Raw genomic sequence first — 17,563 nt, forward strand, 5'->3', positions numbered from 1 at the left:
CTCCGAGGAGCCGTGCCGCCCGGGCCCGGGAAAAACGTGGGACGACCGTGCGTCAGACGCGACGGCGCTTGGGCGGACGGCAGCCGTTGTGCGGCGTGGGCGTCACGTCCTGGATCGAGCCGACCTCGAGACCGGTGGCCTGGAGGGAGCGGATCGCGGTCTCGCGACCGGAGCCCGGACCCTTCACGAAGACGTCGACCTTGCGCATGCCGTGCTCCTGCGCGCGGCGGGCGGCCGACTCGGCGGCCATCTGCGCGGCGAAGGGGGTGGACTTGCGCGAGCCCTTGAAGCCGACGTGGCCGGCGGAGGCCCAGGAGATCACGTTGCCCGAGGGGTCCGTGATCGAGACGATCGTGTTGTTGAACGTGCTCTTGATGTGCGCGTGCCCGTGAGCGACGTTCTTCTTTTCCTTGCGGCGCACCTTCTTGGCAGCGCCCTGACGACCCTTGGGGGGCATCTATAACTCCTACGGGGAGGTGGTCGGTCCTACAGCGAAGACCGCTGATGAAGCGTTGTCCGCTGAGGACTACTTCTTGCCCGGCTTCTTCTTGCCGGCGATGGCGCGACGCGGGCCCTTGCGGGTACGGGCGTTCGTGCTGGTGCGCTGACCGCGGACCGGCAGTCCACGGCGGTGGCGCAGACCCTGGTAGGTGCCGATCTCGACCTTGCGGCGGATGTCGGCCTGAACCTCACGGCGGAGGTCACCCTCGGTCTTGAAGTTGTTGTCCACGTACTCGCGGATCCGGACCAGCTCCTCCTCGGAGAGGTCACGGACGCGGGTGTCGGGGTTGACGCCGGTGTCGGCCAGCGTCTTCTGCGAGAGGGTCCGGCCGATGCCGAACACGTAGGTGAGGGCAACCTCCACGCGCTTTTCGCGCGGGATGTCAACACCGGAAACGCGTGCCATTCAATGGCTCCAGTTGTCGTTCGGAGGTCTTCCGCAGAACCGGATCCCACCCGCCGTCGTCCCCTTCGGCCTCGGCGCAACGCGACGAATGCAGCGGGGATTCGGTACGGATCGGGTCCCCGGCCTCCGACCGGGGGTGTCGGATCCCTGTGAACAGCGGATCCGGGTCCTGCGTATGAACATGTACTGCTGCGTCGCGCGAAGCTCTGCGGGTGCAGAGGGTGCGGTCGTGCGTCAGCCCTGGCGCTGCTTGTGGCGCGGGTTTTCGCAGATGACCATGACCCGGCCGTGACGGCGGATCACCCTGCACTTGTCGCAGATCTTCTTGACGCTCGGCTTGACCTTCATTGGTGAGGTTCTCCGGGTCAGTGCCACCACCCCGCCGAAGCGGAGCACAGGCAAGATCTACTTGTATCGGTAGACGATCCGGCCACGCGTCAGGTCGTACGGAGACAGCTCCACCACGACCCGGTCGTCAGGGAGGATACGGATGTAGTGCATACGCATCTTGCCGCTGATGTGCGCCAGGACCTGGTGGCCGTTCTGGAGCTCGACCTTGAACATGGCGTTCGGAAGAGACTCGACGACAGTGCCCTCGATCTCGATGGCACCTTGCTTCTTGGCCACGCTTCGCCCTTCGAATCGACTACCTTGATCGACTCCGCGCTTACCACATGCAGACATGCGGATGCACGAGAGCCGACGAGTCAGTCTACGCCAGGGCCCTCGGAAAGACGAATCGAGAAAGTCTGCCCTACGAAAGAGATCCCTAAGCGGGGACGCGCCTCTTTTGGGGCGCCCCTCAGGAGGCGCCCCTCAGGGGCCGCCCCTCAAGGGGCGCGGGGAACTGCGCGACCAGCCCCCACCGGGCCGCGGACGCGCCGCTCACGTCAACCCACCCTCCCCCGAGGCACCCAGCGCCCCCGGAGGGCTACCCCAGGGGATCGGGCGCAGCCGTGATCCCGTACTCCGCCAGCTTCGCCCTGCCCCCGTCGGGGGCGGTCAGCACCAGCGGCCCCTCCTCCGTCAGGGCGACGGAGTGCTCCCAGTGGGACGACCACGTGCCGTCCGTCGTGATGACGGTCCAGTCGTCGGCCAGCACCTTCGTCCGCGGCGTGCCCAGCGACACCATGGGCTCGATCGCGAGGCAGAACCCGGGCACCAGCTTCGGCCCCTTGCCGCGCCGCCGCTCCACGTAGTTCAGCAGGTGCGGATCCATGTGCATCTCGGTCCCGATGCCGTGACCGCCGTAGTCCTCGACGATCCCGTACTTGCCGCCGCCGGGCTTCGGCTGGCGCCGGATGTACGTCTCGATGGCGCGGGAGACGTCGACGAGCCGGTTCCCGAGCTTCATCGCCGCGATGCCGGCCCACATCGACTCCTCGGTCACCCGGGAGAGCTCGACGAGCTCCGGGGCGTGACCGGACCCCACGAACGCCGTGTACGCGGCGTCCCCGTGCCAGCCGTCGACGATCGCGCCCGCGTCGATCGAGATGATGTCGCCGTCCTTCAGGACGACGTCGTCGCTCGGGATGCCGTGCACGACGACCTCGTTCGCCGAGGTGCAGATCGTGGCGGGGAAGCCGCCGTACCCCAGGAAGTTCGACTTCGCGCCGTGCTCGTCGAGCACCTTGCGGGCGACCTGGTCGAGGTCGCGCGTCGTGGCACCGGGCACCGCCGCTTCCCGCGTCGCCGCGTGGACGGCGGCGACGACCAGGCCCGCCTCACGCATCTTGGCGATCTGCTCGGGGGTCTTGATCTGCACCATGAGGGCCCGCGCTCTCCGTCTTCTCTGTTTGTCCGGCTTCTGTGCCTGCTCGGCTGCTCTGCCTGTTCGGCTTCCGTGCCTGCTGGGCTCCCGTGCCCGCCCGGCCACCGTGCCCGCCCGGTCACGTACACAACAGTACGGCCGCGGCGCCCACCCTGGGCACCGCGGCCGGTCCGGCCGGGACGGCTACTTGCCGTCGCCCCGGCTGTCGTCCTTGCTGTCTTCCCCGGCGTCGGTCCTGCCCTCGGCCTGGACCTTGAGGGCTTCCATCGCACGCCGGGTGACCTCGTCCACCTTGCCGAGCGCGGAGATCGTCACGACCAGGCCCTGGGCCCGGTAGTAGTCGATGATCGGCTCGGTCTGGGTGTGGTAGACCTCCAGGCGCTTGCGGACGGTCTCCTCGGTGTCGTCGTCGCGCTGGTACAGCTCGCCGCCGCAGACGTCGCAGACGTCCGGCTTCCGCGACGGGCTGTACGCCACGTGGAAGACGTGACTGGAGTCCAGTCGGCAGACGCGGCGGCCGGCGATGCGCTTGACCACCTCGTCCTCGGGGACCTCCAGGTCGAGCACCCCGTCCAGCTCCACGTCGTCGGCCTTCAGCGCCTGGTCGAGCGCCTCGGCCTGCGAGACGTTCCGCGGGAAGCCGTCGAGCAGGAAGCCGTTCACGGCGTCCGGCTGCTCCATGCGGTCCTTGGCCATCGCGATGGTGACCTCGTCCGGCACGAGGTTGCCCTCGTCCATGTACGACTTCGCCAGCTTGCCCAGTTCCGTCTGCCGGCTGATGTTCGCCCGGAAGAGGTCGCCCGTGGAGATGTGCGGGATCGACAGGTTCTGGGCGAGGAAAGCGGCCTGCGTTCCCTTGCCCGCCCCGGGAGGCCCGACGAGGACGATTCGCATCAGCGGAGGAACCCTTCGTAGTTGCGCTGCTGGAGCTGGCTCTCGATCTGCTTCACCGTCTCCAGACCGACACCCACGATGATGAGGATGCTGGTGCCACCGAACGGGAAGTTCTGGTTGGCACCGAAGCCCGCCAACGCCATCGTCGGCACGAGAGCGATCAGACCCAGGTACAGCGAACCTGGCCAGGTGATCCGGTTGAGCACGTACGACAGGTACTCGGCGGTCGGCCGGCCGGCCCGGATGCCCGGGATGAAACCACCATACTTCTTCATGTTGTCCGCGACTTCCTCGGGGTTGAACGAGATCGCCACGTAGAAGAACGCGAAGAAAACGATCAGGAAGAAGTAGAGGATGATGTGCGGCGGCGCGGCCGTGTCCGCGAGGTTCTGCTCGATCCAGGTCTTCCAGCCGGCGGTCCCCCCGGCGAACTGCGCGATGAGCGCCGGGATGTAGAGCAGCGACGAAGCGAAGATCACCGGGATGATGCCCGCCTGGTTGACCTTCAGCGGGATGTACGTCGAGGTGCCGCCGTAGGACCTGCGGCCGATCATGCGCTTGGCGTACTGGACCGGGATGCGGCGCTGGGCCTGCTCCACGAAGACGACCAGGCCGATCATGACCAGACCCACCGCGATCACGGTGCCGAACTCGATCCAGCCGTCCGCCAGGCTGCCCTGCTCCTTGATGGCCCACAGCGCCGACGGGAAGGTGGCGGCGATCGAGATGAACATCAGGATCGACATGCCGTTGCCGATGCCGCGGTCGGTGATGAGCTCACCGAGCCACATGACCGTGGCCGTACCGGCGGTCATGGTGATGACCATCGTGACGGTGACGAAGACCGACTGGTCGGGCACGATCTCGTTCGCGACCGGGCAGCTGGTGAACAGCGCGCCACTGCGGGCGGTGGCCACCAGACCGGTGCCCTGGAGGACCGCCAGGGCCACCGTGAGGTACCGGGTGTACTGCGTGATCTTCGCGGTACCCGCCTGTCCCTCCTTCTTGAGGGCCTCCAGGCGCGGGATCACCACGGTCAGCAGCTGCAGAATGATGCTCGCCGTGATGTACGGCATGATGCCCAGCGCGAAGATCGTGATCTGCAGCAGGGCGCCACCGCTGAACATGTTGACCAGGCCGAAGAGGCCGGTGTTCTGGCTCGCGTTGTCGATACAGATCTGGACGTTCTTGTAGTCGACACCGGGAATCGGGATGTGGGTGCCCACCCGATAGACCACGATGATGCCGAGCGTGAAGAGCAGCTTCTTGCGCAGGTCGGGCGTCTTGAACGCCCGGGCGAACGCGGTGAGCACGGTGCCTCCTGCGACCCCCGCGCAAGTGCGTCAGAGGTGACGGTCTTGAGGTTCGACGAATAAGTGACGGACAGCTAACTAACAGTCAGGAGCCACCTGAAGTTCCCTGGCGGCGCAGCGGGCGAAAATTAGCAGCGCAGGCCACCATACCGGCGACACGGCTTCCCTAGGAATGACCAACCGGGGATGCCCCTTTTGTGGGGCACCCCCGGTCGGGATCGCTCAGGTCATCGGTTCGCCTGGAGTGTTCAGACGAGCTCGGTGACGGTACCGCCGGCGGCGGTGATCTTCTCCTTGGCGGAACCGGAGACGGCGTCGACCGTCACCTGCAGCGCCACGGAGATCTCGCCCTGGCCGAGGACCTTGACGAGGCTGTTCTTGCGAACGGCACCCTTGGTGACGAGCCCCTCGACGGTGACCTCGCCACCCTCCGGGTACAGCGACGCCAGCTTGTCGAGGTTCACGACCTGGTACTCGGTCTTGAACGGGTTCCGGAAGCCCTTGAGCTTCGGGAGACGCATGTGGAGGGGCATCTGGCCACCCTCGAAGCGCTCCGGAACCTGGTAACGGGCCTTCGTGCCCTTGGTACCACGACCGGCCGTCTTACCCTTCGACGCCTCACCACGACCGACACGGGTCTTCGCGGTCTTGGCGCCCGGGGCGGGACGGAGGTTGTGGATCTTGAGCGGGTTGTTCTCCGCCATGATCAGTCGACCTCCTCAACCGTCACGAGGTGGCGGACGGTGTGCACCATTCCGCGGAACTCGGGGCGGTCCTCCTTGACGACCACATCGTTGATCCGCTTGAGGCCAAGCGAACGAAGGGTGTCGCGGTGGTTCTGCTTGCTGCCGATGTACGACTTCGTCTGCGTGATCTTGAGCTGAGCCATGATTACGCACCCGCTCCCGCACGCGCACGCAGGAGAGCCGCGGGGGCGACGTCCTCGAGGGGCAGACCACGGCGGGCCGCGATCTCCTCGGGACGCTGCAGGCCCTTGAGGGCCTCCACGGTCGCGTGCACGATGTTGATCGCGTTGGACGAGCCGAGCGACTTCGACAGGATGTCGTGGACGCCGGCGCACTCGAGCACGGCACGCACCGGGCCACCGGCGATGACGCCGGTACCGGGGGAGGCAGGCTTGAGCAGGACGACGCCCGCGGCCTTCTCGCCCGTGATCGGGTGCGGGATGGTGCCCTGGATGCGGGGGACCTTGAAGAAGTGCTTCTTGGCCTCCTCGACACCCTTGGCGATGGCGGCCGGCACCTCCTTGGCCTTGCCGTAACCGACACCCACGGTGCCGTCACCGTCACCCACCACGACCAGCGCGGTGAAGCTGAAGCGACGACCACCCTTCACAACCTTGGCGACACGGTTGATCGCGACGACACGCTCTACGTACGCGGTCTTCTCGGCAGCAGCGCCGCCGTCACGGCCCTTCCGGTCCCGCCGCTCGCCGCCACCGGCACCGCTCCCGCGGCGCTGGGGTCCAGCCATTGGAATTACCTCTCTCTGTTTCCGCTAGCTACGGAACCAGGACTCAGAACTTGAGTCCGGCTTCGCGGGCGGCGTCCGCCAGAGCGGCAATGCGCCCGGCGTACTGGTTTCCACCACGGTCGAATACGACAGCCTCGACACCGGCGGCCTTGGCGCGCTCGGCGACCAGGGCGCCGACCGACTTGGCCTGAGCCGACTTGTCGGACTCGCCGCCGCGGATCGACGTGTCCAGGGTGGACGCGGACGCGAGGGTGTGACCCTTCACGTCGTCGATCACCTGGGCCACGATGTGGCGGTTCGAGCGCGTCACGACCAGGCGCGGACGCTCAGCCGTACCGGAGATGTGCTTCCGGATCCGGATGTGGCGACGCTTGATGGCAGCACGCTTGTAAGCGTCGCCCTTAGCAATCTTGACACCGTATGCCATGGCTTACTTACCCGCCTTTCCGACCTTGCGGCGGATGACTTCGCCTTCGTACTTGACGCCCTTGGCCTTGTACGGGTCGGGCTTGCGCAGCTTGCGGATGTTGGCCGCAACCTCTCCGACCTTCTGCTTGTCGATGCCCTCGACCGAGAACCGCGTCGGGTTCTCGACCTTGAAGGTGATGCCTTCGGGGGCCTCGACAGTGATGGAGTGGCTGTAGCCGAGCGAGAACTCCAGGTTGGAGCCCTTCGCCAGGACTCGGTAACCGACACCGCTGATTTCGAGCTTCTTCACGTAACCCGTGGTCACGCCGGTGATCATGTTCGCCACCAGCGTGCGGGACAGGCCGTGCAGGGCCTTGTTCTGACGCTCGTCGTTCGGGCGGGTGACATTGAGAATGCCGTCCTCACCCTTGGCGACCTCGATCGGCGCCGCGACGGTGTGGGTGAGGGTGCCCTTGGGGCCCTTCACCTGGACCGTACGGCCGTCGATGGTGACGTCCACGCCGGCGGGAACCGTGATGGGGAGCTTGCCAATACGCGACATAGCTGTTTCCTCCGTTCCCTTCCGCTACCAGACGTAGGCGAGGACTTCTCCGCCTACGCCCTTCTTGCCGGCCTGCTTGTCGGTGAGGAGACCGTGCGACGTGGAGATGATCGCCACGCCCAGGCCGCCGAGCACCTTCGGCAGGTTGGTGGACTTCGCGTACACACGCAGACCCGGCTTCGAGATCCGCTTGATGCCCGCGATGGAGCGCTCACGGTTCGGGCCGAACTTCAGCTCGAGGACGAGCTTCTTGCCGACCTCGGCGTCCTCGACCTTCCAGCCGGTGATGAAGCCCTCCTGCTGGAGGATCTCCGCGATGTGCGACTTGATCTTGCTGTGCGGCATCGCGACATCGTCGTGGTACGCCGAGTTCGCGTTACGCAGACGGGTAAGCATGTCTGCGATGGGATCAGTCATGGTCATGAATTGGCCTTCGGCCTCTCTCGCCGGGGTTTCCTGTATGCGCCATCCCTCTCCCCACTCAGTGGCGGGACGGGTGCGGTGCGGGGACCTACGGCGTAGTAAGTCGTACGGGCGGTCAGACGCCCAACCCTCCCAGCCTAAGCCATGGAGAGACGGGCACCTGACCGGACCCTCTGCTTACCGAGAGCCCTGGGTGTCCAGAAGTACTGGACTACCAGGAGCTCTTGGTCACGCCCGGCAGCTCGCCACGGTGAGCCATCTCACGGAGGCACACGCGGCACAGGCCGAACTTGCGGTACACGGAGTGCGGGCGGCCGCAGCGCTGGCAGCGGGTGTAGCCACGCACACCGAACTTGGGCTTACGAGCAGCCTTGGCAATCAGAGCCTTCTTCGCCATCTCGCTTACGCCTCCTTGAAGGGGAAGCCGAGGTGACGGAGAAGGGCACGGCCTTCGGCGTCGTTGGTCGCCGTGGTGACCACGGTGATGTCCATACCCCGGACGCGGTCGATCTTGTCCTGGTCGATCTCGTGGAACATGACCTGCTCGGTGAGACCGAAGGTGTAGTTGCCACGGCCGTCGAACTGCTTGGGAGACAGGCCGCGGAAGTCGCGGATGCGCGGCAGCGCGAGCGACAGGGTGCGGTCCAGGAACTCCCACATGCGGTCGCCACGGAGCGTGACGTGGGCACCGATCGGCTGGCCCTCACGCAGCTTGAACTGCGCGATGGACTTGCGGGCCTTGGTGACGGCCGGCTTCTGACCGGTGATCGTGGTGAGGTCGCGGATGGCGCCGTCGATCAGCTTGGAGTCGCGGGCGGCGTCGCCCACACCCATGTTGACCACGATCTTGACGAGGCCCGGGGTCTGCATGACGTTCTCGTACGAGAACTCTTCCTGCAGCTTGCCCGCGATCTCCTCGCGGTACTTCGTCTTGAGACGCGGAGTGGTGGTGGTAGCCATCAGATGTCCTCACCCGTCCGCTTGGCAACGCGGATCTTGTTGCCCTCGTCGTCGAAGCGGTAACCGACGCGCGTGACGACCTTGTCGCCGTCCTTCTCCACGACCAGCTGGACGTTGGAGACGTGGACGGGCGCCTCGGTCGTGACGATGCCACCGGCCTGCGAGCCGCGAGCGGTGGGACCGGCCTTCGTGTGCTTCTTGACCCGGTTGACACCCTCGACCAGGACGCGCTCGTCGCGCGGGTAAGCGGCAATGACCTTGCCCTGCTTGCCCTTGTCCTTACCGGTGATGACCTGGACCAGGTCGCCCTTCTTGATCTTCATGCTTACAGCACCTCCGGCGCGAGCGAGATGATCTTCATGAACTTCTTCTCGCGCAGCTCACGGCCGACGGGGCCGAAGATACGGGTGCCGCGAGGGTCGCCGTCGTTCTTCAGAATGACGGCGGCGTTCTCGTCGAAGCGGATGTACGAGCCGTCCGGACGGCGGCGCTCCTTGACGGTGCGAACGATGACCGCCTTGATGACGTCACCCTTCTTCACGTTGCCGCCGGGGATCGCGTCCTTGACGGTGGCGACGATGACGTCACCGATGCCCGCGTAGCGGCGACCGGAGCCACCGAGCACACGGATGCAAAGGATCTCCTTCGCACCAGTGTTGTCGGCGACACGCAGTCGCGACTCCTGCTGGATCACGTCTATCTCCTGATTGTCTGCCGGTTCCCGGGGCGGGCCGCCTGGTGATGCGGCGGCGGCCCGTCCCGAGCCTGGCGGAACTGTTCCTAGGGTGCCCCCCTAGGAGGGATTACTTGGCCTTCTCGAGGATCTCGACGATGCGCCAGCGCTTCGTCGCGGACAGCGGCCGGGTCTCCATGATGACGACACGGTCGCCGACGCCGGCAGCGTTCTGCTCGTCGTGGGCCTTGAGCTTGTTCGTACGGCGGATGACCTTGCCGTACAGCGCGTGCTTGACGCGGTCCTCGACGGCGACGACGACGGTCTTGTCCATCTTGTCGCTGACGACCAGACCCTCGCGGGTCTTGCGGAAACCGCGGCTGCTCTTGGTCTCTTCAGTCACGTTGCTCTCGCTCATCAGGCGCTCTCCACCGTCTCGATGCCCAGCTCGCGCTCACGCATCAGGGTGTAGATCCGCGCGATGTCCTTACGGACGGCCTTGAGCCGACCGTGGTTCTCGAGCTGACCGGTCGCCGCCTGGAAGCGGAGGTTGAACAGCTCTTCCTTGGCTTCGCGGAGCTTCGCGAGAAGCTCCTCGTCACCCAGTTCGCGCAGCTCGGACGCCTTGGTACCGGCCGACATCACGCTTCACCTGCCTCGCGCTTGACGATCCGGCACTTCATCGGCAGCTTGTGGGCTGCGCGAGTGAGGGCCTCACGGGCGATCTTCTCGTTGGGGTAGGACAGCTCGAACATGACCCGACCCGGGTGCACGTTCGCGATCCACCACTCGGGGGATCCCTTACCGGAACCCATGCGGGTCTCGGCGGGCTTCTTGGTCAGCGGGCGGTCCGGGTAGATGTTGATCCAGACCTTGCCGCCACGCTTGATGTGGCGGGTCATCGCGATACGAGCCGCCTCGATCTGGCGGTTCGTGACGTACGCCGGCGTGAGGGCCTGAATGCCGTACTCGCCGAACGCGACCGTCGTACCACCCTTGGCCTGACCACGGCGCTTGGGGTGGTGCTGCTTGCGGTGCTTGACCCTACGAGGGATCAGCATGTCGGTCAGGCCTCCGTTCCGGTGCTCTCGGCCGGAGCGGCAGCGGCGGCGGGAGCGTCGGCCTTGGGGGCCTCGGCTGCCGGCGCGGACTGCTGCTGCGGCTTGCGGCCGCGGCCGCCACGCTCGCCACCACGACCGCCACCGCGGGCCGGGCGGTCGCCGCCGGGGCCGCCACCGCGGGCCGGGCGGTTGCCCGCACGGGCGGCGGCGTTCTCGGCGCGGACCTCGGCGATGTTCTTGACGTCGCCCTTGTAGATCCAGACCTTCACACCGATGCGGCCGAAGGTCGTCTTGGCCTCGAAGAAGCCGTAGTCGACGTTCGCACGGAGCGTGTGCAGGGGCACACGGCCCTCGCGGTAGAACTCCGAGCGGGACATCTCGGCGCCGCCGAGACGGCCACCGCACTGGATCTTGATGCCCTTGGCGCCGGCCTTCATCGTGCCCTGCATGCTCTTGCGCATGGCACGGCGGAAGGAGACGCGGGAGGACAGCTGCTCGGCGACGGCCTGGGCCACCAGCTGGGCGTCGGTCTCCGGGCTCTTCACCTCAAGGATGTTGAGCTGGACCTGCTTGCCCGTGAGCTTCTCGAGGTCGCCGCGGATGCGGTCGGCCTCGGCGCCGCGGCGGCCGATGACGATGCCGGGACGCGCGGTGTGGATGTCCACCCGCACACGGTCACGGGTGCGCTCGATCTCCACCTTCGAGATGCCGGCGCGCTCCATGCCGGACGTCATCATCCGGCGGATGGCGACGTCTTCCTTGACGTAGTCCTTGTACAGCTTGTCGGCGTACCACCGGGACTTGAAGTCCGTGGTGATGCCGAGCCGGAACCCATGCGGGTTAACCTTCTGGCCCATTACCGGGTTCCTTCCTTGCTGCTGACGACCACGGTGATGTGGCTGGTCCGCTTGCGGATCCGGTAGGCGCGGCCCTGGGCGCGCGGACGGAACCGCTTCAGGGTCGGACCCTCGTCGACGTACGCCTCGGAGATGACGAGGCTGCCGGCGTCGGTGTGGTCGTAGTTGTGTGCGGCGTTGGCGATGGCGCTGTCCAGCACCTTGCCGACGGGCACGCTCGCGGCCTGCGGGGCGAAACGCAGGACCGCCTGAGCCTCCGTGGCATCCATGCCACGGATAAGGTCCACCACGCGGCGGGCCTTCATGGGCGTGACGCGGATGTACCGCGCCTGGGCCCTGGCTTCCATGGTTGTCCTTCCAGTGTCTGTCATGGTCATTCCACCCCGCGTTAGCGGCGCTTCGACTTCCGGTCGTCCTTGACGTGACCCCGGAAGGTGCGCGTCGGCGAGAACTCGCCGAGCTTGTGGCCGACCATCGACTCGGTGACAAACACCGGAATGTGGGTCTTGCCGTTGTGCACCGCGATCGTGTGGCCGAGCATGGCCGGGATGATCATCGAGCGACGGGACCAGGTCTTGATGACGTTCTTGGAACCGGCTTCGTTCTGGGCGTCCACCTTCTTGATGAGGTGGTCGTCGACGAAGGGCCCCTTCTTGAGACTGCGCGGCATCTAAACCCGCTCCTAGCGCTTCTTGTTCGTCTTGCGGCGGCGGACGATGTACTTGTTCGAAGCCTTCTTCGGCGAACGAGTACGACCCTCCTTCTGACCCCACGGCGAGACCGGGTGGCGACCACCGGAGGTCTTGCCCTCACCACCACCGTGCGGGTGGTCAACCGGGTTCATCGCCACACCGCGGACGGTCGGGCGGACGCCCAGCCAGCGCTTGCGGCCGGCCTTGCCCCAGTTGATGTTCGACTGCTCGGCGTTGCCGACCTCGCCGACGGTGGCGCGGCAGCGCACGTCGACCAGGCGGATCTCTCCGGACGGCATGCGCAGGTGGGCCATCTGGCCCTCCTTCGCGAGCAGCTGCACGGAGGCGCCGGCGGAGCGGGCGAACTTGGCACCGCCACCGGGACGGAGCTCGATCGCGTGGATCGTGGTACCGACCGGGATGTTGCGGAGGGCCAGGTTGTTGCCCGGCTTGATGTCGGCCCCGGGACCGTTCTCGACGCGGTCGCCCTGCGACAGGTTGCGGGGGGCGAGGATGTAGCGCTTCTCGCCGTCCGCGTAGTGCAGCAGCGCGATGCGCGCGGTGCGGTTGGGGTCGTACTCGATGTGCGCGACCTTGGCCGGCACGCCGTCCTTGTCGTGACGACGGAAGTCGATCACGCGGTAGGCGCGCTTGTGTCCGCCACCCTGGTGGCGAACGGTCACACGACCGGCGTTGTTACGGCCGCCCTTGCTGTGCAGGGGGCGGACCAGCGACTTCTCCGGCGTGGACCGCGTGACCTCGACGAAGTCGGCGACGCTGGAGCCACGACGGCCCGGCGTAGTCGGCTTGTACTTGCGGATTCCCATTTCTCAGTCCTCGTCCGATATTCGGACCAGGGCGCTCCGTTAGGAGGCCTGGCCGAAGATGTCGATACGGTCGCCCTCAGCGAGGGTCACGATCGCCCGCTTGCTGTCCGCACGCTTGCCGAAGCCGGTGCGGGTGCGCTTGCGCTTGCCCTGGCGGTTGATCGTGTTGACTCCGGTGACCTTGACCGAGAAGACCGCCTGGACGGCCTGCTTGATCTGGGTCTTGTTCGCCCGCGGGTCGACGACGAAGGTGTACTTGCCCTCGTCGAGGAGCGCGTAGCTCTTCTCGGAGACGACCGGCTTGAGGAGGACGTCACGGGGATCCGTGAAGCTCTTGCTCAGCGGCGTCTCGACCGTGTTCTTGCCCTCGGCCTCGTGGCGCTTCGCCTTGGCGACGCGCTTGGCCTTGGCGACCTTGGCCGCCTTGGGGGCGATGCTCGGGTGACGCGTAGCCATCAGGCTTCGCTCCCTTCGGTGTCAGCAGCCGACGACTGCGGCGCGCCGGACACGAAGGACTCGAAAGCGGCCTGGGTGAAGACCACGTCGTCCGAGACGAGAACGTCGTACGTGTTCAGCTGGCCCGGCTCCAGGATGTGCACCTGGGGCAGGTTGCGCGCGGAGAGCAGCGCGGCCTCGTCGGAGCGCTCGATGACCAGGAGCACGTTCTTGCGCTCCGAGATCTTGCCGAGCAGGCTCTTCGCGGCCTTGGTGGAGGGGCTGTCGCCCTCGATCACGCCGGAGACGACGTGGATGCGAGCGTTGCGGGCCCGGTCGGTGAGGGCGTGGCGCAGGGCCGCGGCCTTCATCTTCTTCGGGGTCCGCTGCGAGTAGTCACGCGGCACGGGACCGTGCACGACGCCACCACCGGCGAACTGGGGGGCGCGGGTCGAGCCCTGACGGGCGCGGCCGGTGCCCTTCTGGCGGTACGGCTTCTTGCCGCCACCGCGAACCTCGCCACGGGTCTTGGTCTTGTGCGTGCCCTGGCGGGCCGCGGCCAGCTGGGCGACGACGACCTGGTGGAGCAGCGGGATGCTGATCTTCTCGACGTCGAAGATCTCCGCGGGGAGCTCGACCGTCCCGGTCTTGTCGCCTGCCGGCGAAATGATGTCAACAGTGCTCATCGTTACCTCAGGCCCCCTTGGCCGCGGTGCGGACCAGGACGAGGCCGCCGTTCGGACCGGGGACGGCGCCCTTGATGAGCAGCAGACCCTTCTCCGCGTCAACGGCGTGGACGGTCAGGTTCTGGGTGGTGACCCGCTCGTTGCCCATGCGACCCGCCATGCGGAGGCCCTTGAACACACGACCCGGGGTGGCGCAGCCACCGATGGAACCGGGCGAGCGGTGCTTGCGCTGGGTGCCGTGACCGGCGCCGAGGCCCTTGAAGTTGTGACGCTTCATGACACCGGCGAAGCCCTTGCCCTTGCTCTTGCCGGTCACGTCCACCTTGACGCCGGACTCGAAGACCTCGGCGGAGATCTCCTGGCCCAGCGTGTACTCGGAGGCGTCCGTGGTGCGGATCTCGACGAGGTGGCGGCGGGGGGTGACGTCGGCCTTGGCGAAGTGGCCCTTGAGGGGCTTGTTCACCTTGCGCGGGTCGATCTCGCCGAAGGCGATCTGGACCGACTCGTAGCCGTCGGAGTCATTCGTACGGACCTGGGTCACGACGTTCGGGCCGGCCTTGACGACGGTGACCGGAACAACACGGTTGTTCTCGTCCCACACCTGCGTCATGCCGAGCTTCTCGCCCAGGATGCCCTTGATCTGCTTAGCCATTCTCAGACCACATCCCTTAGAGCTTGATCTCGATGTCGACACCGGCCGGGAGGTCGAGTCGCATCAGAGAGTCAACGGTCTTGGGGGTCGGGTCGAGGATGTCGATCAGGCGCTTGTGCGTGCGCATCTCGAAGTGCTCGCGCGAGTCCTTGTACTTGTGCGGCGACTTGATGACGCAGTACACGTTCTTCTCAGTGGGCAGCGGCACCGGGCCCGCGACCGACGCACCAGTGCGCGTCACCGTCTCGACGATCTTCTTCGCCGACGAATCGATGACCTCGTGGTCGTAGGCCTTGAGCCGGATGCGGATCTTCTGTCCCGCCATGGCTACTCAGTAGTCCTTTGTCTCGTGAAACGCTCTGCAACCCGGGGGTTCGCGTCCCCGCCTCCGACCCACGCGGTCGGGTGTGTCGCATCCTCGGAGCAGAGATATCCGGCAACGGATTTCCCCACCAGGGACGCGGCCCATCCCAGGACGACCGCAGGACCGGGGGCCGAACACCCACCGGGCGCCTGGCCGGCACCCCGCTGACACTTCCCGGAAGATTCCCGTACGTCCGCCCCAGCGCTGCCCTGGGGCAGTTCGGGCGACGAGTACTGTGGGACTCGCTTCCGGTCCTCCCGGCGGGAGGCGCGCAGCATCGGCACTCAACCGAGCAACCCCGATAGTCTGCCACACGGGGCATGGGGCTGGCGAATCGAGGGGGAGACTTTACCCCGGGAGTGACGTAGCTCAAACACGAGGGCGAACGACACACCCCCGAGGGCAGCGGAACGTAATAGGCACCTCGTCCCACCCCGTCCGCGCCCGGAGCGGGCCGGGGCGCGCCGACAACCGATCACCAGGACCGTCAGCCATCGCCCAGCCGCCGGGTGAGCCTCTGCACCGCCTCGTCGGGCGTGGGGGCCAGCAGCCAGACGCTGTCCATGCCGGCGTAGACCGCGCCGTCCGCCGCCATGGCCAGGTACTGGTTCCCGCGGTCGCGCATGCCGATGGGGTAGAGGCTGTCGACGCCGGCCTGCTCGGCGAGATCCTCGATGATCTCCGCGTCCCAGAACGCCAGCAGCGGGTCCAGTCGGAATTCCAGCCATGACGTGGCGTCCAGAGGATCGCGGTGAGGCACGCCCACCGCGCCGAACTCCGCCAGAAAGCGGCGCGCGGCGTCGTGGATCTCGTACTCGCCACTCTGGAGGAGAGCGTCTTCCCAGGTCTGCGTAGGGATTGCCCGGCCCGGGTACCAGCCCCCGGCCCGCAGCATCCGATCCGTCTCCGCCGACCAGCGCTCCCCGGCGTCCGCGCCGGCCTGCACCGCGTCGAACCTCTGCCAGAACGGCGGGAGGGCCGCCGGTACGCCGGGCCTCCACAGTTCCGCCTGGGACCCCTGCACCGCCACCAGGCGGTCCAGTGCCTGGTCGACGGTCGTCGCCAGCGGTTCCGCCCGGTCCCTCACCAGGTGCAACACCCCCTCTTCGGTGACGCCCAGCAAGCCCGCTCCCTCGTCCGCCGTACCCACGGGGTAGAGAGGCGCCCCCGCCTCCCGGCCCGCTCGCGCGAACCGCTCCTCCTGCCACGCGGCCGCGAGGGGGTCGAAACGGACGGCCGAGGAGGTACTGATCGAATCGGCGGGCCAGCCGTACGTCACCAGACCGCCGAACTCGGCGAGGAGCCGGCGCGCGGCGTCGTGCGCCACGAAGGCCCCGCGCTCGCTCAGAACCGCTTCCCAGGTCGACGTCGGCACCGCCCGCCCGGGACGCCAGCCCGCACGACGCAGCACGTCTTCTGTCTGCGGGAACCAGTCTCGTCGTGTCCGGTCATCCGTCACTCACACCACCGTCCGAGCACCCAGGCCCGTGGAGACGCTGGGAGCGAGGCTCGCGCGCCGAGTGAGTTACTCATCAAGCAGATCTGCGACATATTCCCCGAGCGAGACGGGCAGTGCCGAACGATCGATCTCGCGCAGATGCCCCAGGTGTTCCGCCCTGACATGACCGGTGGAAGTGAGCTCCAGGATCGCGTGAAGCTGTGCCTCAAGCGCGGAGGCATCTGCCTCCAGAGCGGCGCTCGCCGAAAGCAGCGTCGCAAGCGTCACAGCCTCCGCCTCCGAGTACGCGCTCGTCCAGTCGGTGACCTCGTCGACCGCTCTTTCGCGCAGCCGCGCATCCTCCTGCATGACGCGCCGAACGAGACTGACAAATTCTGCAGATTCCATGTTCCCCGCCTTGACCAGGGCCTCGTCGGCCAGCGCCTGGGCGCGCTCCAGCTTGGGCCAGTACGCCGGGCCCCCGTAGGGCACGCCTTCGACAGCCGTCAGCTCCTCCCGCAGGATCCGGACCTCGGGGGAGACCGCGATCTCGACGTCGAGGTCGAACACCGCGCCGCCGGAACGCACCCGGCAGCCGAGTGCGAAGTGGCTCTCTCCGAGGGGAGCACATCCTTCCGCTCCACCGCGGATCGGCTCCTCCCCGCCGCTGCGCGGCCCGTCCAGCGCATCCCGCACCGGCTCACCGAGCGCCAGCCGGGACAGCACCATCAACGCGTCCAGGCTGTTGGACTTGCCGCTGCCGTTGCGCCCGATCAGCACGGTGAGGTCCTGGAGCGGCAGACGCTGGTCGGTGAAGCTCTTGAAAGAGGTCAGGCGTACCTCCTCCAGACGGGGAGTCTCCACCGGCCACCTCTCTCGATCACTGGGACCTCGCGCGTTCGTCACCAGCTGAGCAGCACCCTTCGGAAGTCGTCCAACGACGTCCCGCCGCGGCATCCGGGTGTGCCCCGGCCAGGCCGGGATTCGCACGCGATATCGCCCGTTCCGGTGAAGCGGTCCCGGGAACTCACCTCCTCCGAGCGAGAACGCACCCAGTCCTTGATCCACTCGGTCACCGCCACACGCAAACGCGGATCCTTACGCATGACGCGCCTTTCAGGCTGCCGGAGAGCCGGCCTTCATATC

General features: G+C 67.0%; 30 protein-coding genes. All 30 read right to left on the reverse strand.

Annotated elements, in window-relative coordinates:
• Positions 1-52: 52 nt before the first annotated feature.
• The 30 genes from rpsK to KM933_RS17115 all read right to left on the reverse strand — a co-directional run bounded on the left by rpsK (position 53) and on the right by KM933_RS17115 (position 17,281).
• Positions 53-457 carry a 30S ribosomal protein S11 gene (gene rpsK, locus KM933_RS16970; protein WP_003956432.1) on the reverse strand — a complete coding sequence of 135 codons (405 nt, stop codon included), beginning with the start codon at positions 455-457 and terminating at the stop codon, positions 53-55.
• Positions 458-526: 69 nt separating this feature from the next.
• Positions 527-907, reverse strand: coding sequence for a 30S ribosomal protein S13 (gene rpsM, locus KM933_RS16975; RefSeq protein WP_221353012.1), 381 nt, complete (start codon positions 905-907; stop codon positions 527-529).
• A gap of 234 nt (positions 908-1,141) precedes the next feature.
• Positions 1,142-1,255, reverse strand: coding sequence for a 50S ribosomal protein L36 (gene rpmJ, locus KM933_RS16980; RefSeq protein ID WP_003998809.1), 114 nt, complete (start codon positions 1,253-1,255; stop codon positions 1,142-1,144).
• Between the two features lie 57 nt (positions 1,256-1,312).
• Positions 1,313-1,534: a translation initiation factor IF-1 gene (infA, locus tag KM933_RS16985; protein ID WP_003948620.1), complete on the reverse strand. Its 222-nt coding sequence runs from the start codon at positions 1,532-1,534 to the stop codon at positions 1,313-1,315.
• Positions 1,535-1,838: 304 nt separating this feature from the next.
• Positions 1,839-2,675, reverse strand: a complete 837-nt coding sequence (gene map / locus KM933_RS16990; protein ID WP_221353014.1) for a type I methionyl aminopeptidase — start codon at positions 2,673-2,675, stop codon at positions 1,839-1,841.
• Positions 2,676-2,861: 186 nt separating this feature from the next.
• Positions 2,862-3,572, reverse strand: a complete 711-nt coding sequence (locus KM933_RS16995; protein WP_221353016.1) for an adenylate kinase — start codon at positions 3,570-3,572, stop codon at positions 2,862-2,864.
• Positions 3,572-4,885 carry a preprotein translocase subunit SecY gene (gene secY / locus KM933_RS17000; protein ID WP_221353018.1) on the reverse strand — a complete coding sequence of 438 codons (1,314 nt, stop codon included), beginning with the start codon at positions 4,883-4,885 and terminating at the stop codon, positions 3,572-3,574. The genes KM933_RS16995 and secY overlap by 1 nt, the downstream gene beginning before the upstream one ends.
• Before the next feature lie 248 nt (positions 4,886-5,133).
• Complete coding sequence (rplO, locus tag KM933_RS17005; protein WP_221353020.1) at positions 5,134-5,589, reverse strand: 50S ribosomal protein L15; 456 nt, start codon at positions 5,587-5,589, stop codon at positions 5,134-5,136.
• A 2-nt stretch (positions 5,590-5,591) separates the two neighbouring features.
• Positions 5,592-5,774, reverse strand: coding sequence for a 50S ribosomal protein L30 (gene rpmD, locus KM933_RS17010; protein WP_033319647.1), 183 nt, complete (start codon positions 5,772-5,774; stop codon positions 5,592-5,594).
• Positions 5,775-5,776: 2 nt separating this feature from the next.
• Positions 5,777-6,379, reverse strand: coding sequence for a 30S ribosomal protein S5 (rpsE, locus tag KM933_RS17015; RefSeq protein WP_221353022.1), 603 nt, complete (start codon positions 6,377-6,379; stop codon positions 5,777-5,779).
• Between the two features lie 43 nt (positions 6,380-6,422).
• Complete coding sequence (gene rplR / locus KM933_RS17020) at positions 6,423-6,806, reverse strand: 50S ribosomal protein L18 (protein WP_149511967.1); 384 nt, start codon at positions 6,804-6,806, stop codon at positions 6,423-6,425.
• Positions 6,807-6,809: 3 nt separating this feature from the next.
• A complete protein-coding gene (rplF, locus tag KM933_RS17025; RefSeq protein WP_221353024.1) occupies positions 6,810-7,349 on the reverse strand; it encodes a 50S ribosomal protein L6 in 540 nt (179 codons plus the stop codon).
• Positions 7,350-7,373: 24 nt separating this feature from the next.
• On the reverse strand, positions 7,374-7,772 hold the full coding sequence (rpsH, locus tag KM933_RS17030) for a 30S ribosomal protein S8 (RefSeq protein ID WP_006376041.1): 399 nt from the start codon (positions 7,770-7,772) through the stop codon (positions 7,374-7,376).
• A gap of 211 nt (positions 7,773-7,983) precedes the next feature.
• Entirely contained in the window at positions 7,984-8,169 is a 186-nt protein-coding gene (locus KM933_RS17035) for a type Z 30S ribosomal protein S14 (RefSeq protein WP_003948630.1), read from the reverse strand.
• Between the two features lie 5 nt (positions 8,170-8,174).
• The gene (gene rplE / locus KM933_RS17040) at positions 8,175-8,732 is read right to left on the reverse strand and encodes a 50S ribosomal protein L5 (protein ID WP_010986351.1); all 558 of its coding nucleotides are present in this window, start codon (positions 8,730-8,732) and stop codon (positions 8,175-8,177) included.
• A complete protein-coding gene (gene rplX, locus KM933_RS17045) occupies positions 8,732-9,055 on the reverse strand; it encodes a 50S ribosomal protein L24 (RefSeq protein WP_221353026.1) in 324 nt (107 codons plus the stop codon). Before rplX ends, rplE begins: the two co-directional genes overlap by 1 nt.
• 2 nt (positions 9,056-9,057) lie before the next feature.
• Entirely contained in the window at positions 9,058-9,426 is a 369-nt protein-coding gene (gene rplN, locus KM933_RS17050) for a 50S ribosomal protein L14 (RefSeq protein ID WP_003992364.1), read from the reverse strand.
• A gap of 109 nt (positions 9,427-9,535) precedes the next feature.
• Positions 9,536-9,823 carry a 30S ribosomal protein S17 gene (gene rpsQ, locus KM933_RS17055; protein WP_221353028.1) on the reverse strand — a complete coding sequence of 96 codons (288 nt, stop codon included), beginning with the start codon at positions 9,821-9,823 and terminating at the stop codon, positions 9,536-9,538.
• Positions 9,823-10,047 (reverse strand): 50S ribosomal protein L29, encoded by a 225-nt coding sequence (rpmC, locus tag KM933_RS17060; protein WP_003998824.1) that lies wholly within the window; start codon positions 10,045-10,047, stop codon positions 9,823-9,825. Before rpmC ends, rpsQ begins: the two co-directional genes overlap by 1 nt.
• Positions 10,047-10,466, reverse strand: coding sequence for a 50S ribosomal protein L16 (gene rplP / locus KM933_RS17065; RefSeq protein ID WP_004927269.1), 420 nt, complete (start codon positions 10,464-10,466; stop codon positions 10,047-10,049). Before rplP ends, rpmC begins: the two co-directional genes overlap by 1 nt.
• Positions 10,467-10,471: 5 nt before the next feature.
• On the reverse strand, positions 10,472-11,323 hold the full coding sequence (gene rpsC, locus KM933_RS17070; RefSeq protein ID WP_055614925.1) for a 30S ribosomal protein S3: 852 nt from the start codon (positions 11,321-11,323) through the stop codon (positions 10,472-10,474).
• Positions 11,323-11,670 carry a 50S ribosomal protein L22 gene (gene rplV / locus KM933_RS17075; protein ID WP_006604878.1) on the reverse strand — a complete coding sequence of 116 codons (348 nt, stop codon included), beginning with the start codon at positions 11,668-11,670 and terminating at the stop codon, positions 11,323-11,325. The genes rpsC and rplV overlap by 1 nt, the downstream gene beginning before the upstream one ends.
• 41 nt (positions 11,671-11,711) lie before the next feature.
• A complete protein-coding gene (rpsS, locus tag KM933_RS17080) occupies positions 11,712-11,993 on the reverse strand; it encodes a 30S ribosomal protein S19 (protein ID WP_010986346.1) in 282 nt (93 codons plus the stop codon).
• A 12-nt stretch (positions 11,994-12,005) separates the two neighbouring features.
• Positions 12,006-12,842, reverse strand: a complete 837-nt coding sequence (gene rplB, locus KM933_RS17085; RefSeq protein WP_028805741.1) for a 50S ribosomal protein L2 — start codon at positions 12,840-12,842, stop codon at positions 12,006-12,008.
• Positions 12,843-12,881: 39 nt separating this feature from the next.
• Complete coding sequence (gene rplW / locus KM933_RS17090) at positions 12,882-13,298, reverse strand: 50S ribosomal protein L23 (RefSeq protein WP_221353030.1); 417 nt, start codon at positions 13,296-13,298, stop codon at positions 12,882-12,884.
• Positions 13,298-13,963, reverse strand: coding sequence for a 50S ribosomal protein L4 (gene rplD, locus KM933_RS17095; protein WP_221353032.1), 666 nt, complete (start codon positions 13,961-13,963; stop codon positions 13,298-13,300). The genes rplW and rplD overlap by 1 nt, the downstream gene beginning before the upstream one ends.
• Positions 13,964-13,970: 7 nt before the next feature.
• Positions 13,971-14,615, reverse strand: a complete 645-nt coding sequence (gene rplC / locus KM933_RS17100; protein WP_149511976.1) for a 50S ribosomal protein L3 — start codon at positions 14,613-14,615, stop codon at positions 13,971-13,973.
• 16 nt (positions 14,616-14,631) lie between these two features.
• Complete coding sequence (rpsJ, locus tag KM933_RS17105) at positions 14,632-14,940, reverse strand: 30S ribosomal protein S10 (RefSeq protein WP_003948644.1); 309 nt, start codon at positions 14,938-14,940, stop codon at positions 14,632-14,634.
• 526 nt (positions 14,941-15,466) lie between these two features.
• Positions 15,467-16,390: an SUKH-3 domain-containing protein gene (locus KM933_RS17110; RefSeq protein WP_430727329.1), complete on the reverse strand. Its 924-nt coding sequence runs from the start codon at positions 16,388-16,390 to the stop codon at positions 15,467-15,469.
• Positions 16,391-16,504: 114 nt separating this feature from the next.
• On the reverse strand, positions 16,505-17,281 hold the full coding sequence (locus tag KM933_RS17115) for an AAA family ATPase (protein WP_221353036.1): 777 nt from the start codon (positions 17,279-17,281) through the stop codon (positions 16,505-16,507).
• Between the last annotated feature and the right edge of the window lie 282 nt (positions 17,282-17,563).

The organism is Streptomyces beigongshangae, assembly GCF_019710745.1.
GTDB classification, from domain to species: Bacteria; Actinomycetota; Actinomycetes; order Streptomycetales; family Streptomycetaceae; genus Streptomyces; species Streptomyces beigongshangae.

What these genes read in the sequence shown, in the direction of transcription:
- rpsK (WP_003956432.1), bottom strand. Translation starts at nt 457, where the DNA reads ATGCCCCCCAAGGGTCGTCAGGGCGCTGCCAAGAAGGTGCGCCGCAAG.
- rpsM (WP_221353012.1), bottom strand. Translation starts at nt 907, where the DNA reads ATGGCACGCGTTTCCGGTGTTGACATCCCGCGCGAAAAGCGCGTGGAG.
- rpmJ (WP_003998809.1), bottom strand. Translation starts at nt 1,255, where the DNA reads ATGAAGGTCAAGCCGAGCGTCAAGAAGATCTGCGACAAGTGCAGGGTG.
- map (WP_221353014.1), bottom strand. Translation starts at nt 2,675, where the DNA reads ATGGTGCAGATCAAGACCCCCGAGCAGATCGCCAAGATGCGTGAGGCG.
- KM933_RS16995 (WP_221353016.1), bottom strand. Translation starts at nt 3,572, where the DNA reads ATGCGAATCGTCCTCGTCGGGCCTCCCGGGGCGGGCAAGGGAACGCAG.
- rplO (WP_221353020.1), bottom strand. Translation starts at nt 5,589, where the DNA reads ATGGCGGAGAACAACCCGCTCAAGATCCACAACCTCCGTCCCGCCCCG.
- rpmD (WP_033319647.1), bottom strand. Translation starts at nt 5,774, where the DNA reads ATGGCTCAGCTCAAGATCACGCAGACGAAGTCGTACATCGGCAGCAAG.
- rpsE (WP_221353022.1), bottom strand. Translation starts at nt 6,379, where the DNA reads ATGGCTGGACCCCAGCGCCGCGGGAGCGGTGCCGGTGGCGGCGAGCGG.
- rplR (WP_149511967.1), bottom strand. Translation starts at nt 6,806, where the DNA reads ATGGCATACGGTGTCAAGATTGCTAAGGGCGACGCTTACAAGCGTGCT.
- rplF (WP_221353024.1), bottom strand. Translation starts at nt 7,349, where the DNA reads ATGTCGCGTATTGGCAAGCTCCCCATCACGGTTCCCGCCGGCGTGGAC.
- rpsH (WP_006376041.1), bottom strand. Translation starts at nt 7,772, where the DNA reads ATGACCATGACTGATCCCATCGCAGACATGCTTACCCGTCTGCGTAAC.
- KM933_RS17035 (WP_003948630.1), bottom strand. Translation starts at nt 8,169, where the DNA reads ATGGCGAAGAAGGCTCTGATTGCCAAGGCTGCTCGTAAGCCCAAGTTC.
- rplE (WP_010986351.1), bottom strand. Translation starts at nt 8,732, where the DNA reads ATGGCTACCACCACCACTCCGCGTCTCAAGACGAAGTACCGCGAGGAG.
- rplX (WP_221353026.1), bottom strand. Translation starts at nt 9,055, where the DNA reads ATGAAGATCAAGAAGGGCGACCTGGTCCAGGTCATCACCGGTAAGGAC.
- rpsQ (WP_221353028.1), bottom strand. Translation starts at nt 9,823, where the DNA reads ATGAGCGAGAGCAACGTGACTGAAGAGACCAAGAGCAGCCGCGGTTTC.
- rpmC (WP_003998824.1), bottom strand. Translation starts at nt 10,047, where the DNA reads ATGTCGGCCGGTACCAAGGCGTCCGAGCTGCGCGAACTGGGTGACGAG.
- rplP (WP_004927269.1), bottom strand. Translation starts at nt 10,466, where the DNA reads ATGCTGATCCCTCGTAGGGTCAAGCACCGCAAGCAGCACCACCCCAAG.
- rpsC (WP_055614925.1), bottom strand. Translation starts at nt 11,323, where the DNA reads ATGGGCCAGAAGGTTAACCCGCATGGGTTCCGGCTCGGCATCACCACG.
- rplV (WP_006604878.1), bottom strand. Translation starts at nt 11,670, where the DNA reads ATGGAAGCCAGGGCCCAGGCGCGGTACATCCGCGTCACGCCCATGAAG.
- rpsS (WP_010986346.1), bottom strand. Translation starts at nt 11,993, where the DNA reads ATGCCGCGCAGTCTCAAGAAGGGGCCCTTCGTCGACGACCACCTCATC.
- rplB (WP_028805741.1), bottom strand. Translation starts at nt 12,842, where the DNA reads ATGGGAATCCGCAAGTACAAGCCGACTACGCCGGGCCGTCGTGGCTCC.
- rplW (WP_221353030.1), bottom strand. Translation starts at nt 13,298, where the DNA reads ATGGCTACGCGTCACCCGAGCATCGCCCCCAAGGCGGCCAAGGTCGCC.
- rplD (WP_221353032.1), bottom strand. Translation starts at nt 13,963, where the DNA reads ATGAGCACTGTTGACATCATTTCGCCGGCAGGCGACAAGACCGGGACG.
- rplC (WP_149511976.1), bottom strand. Translation starts at nt 14,615, where the DNA reads ATGGCTAAGCAGATCAAGGGCATCCTGGGCGAGAAGCTCGGCATGACG.
- rpsJ (WP_003948644.1), bottom strand. Translation starts at nt 14,940, where the DNA reads ATGGCGGGACAGAAGATCCGCATCCGGCTCAAGGCCTACGACCACGAG.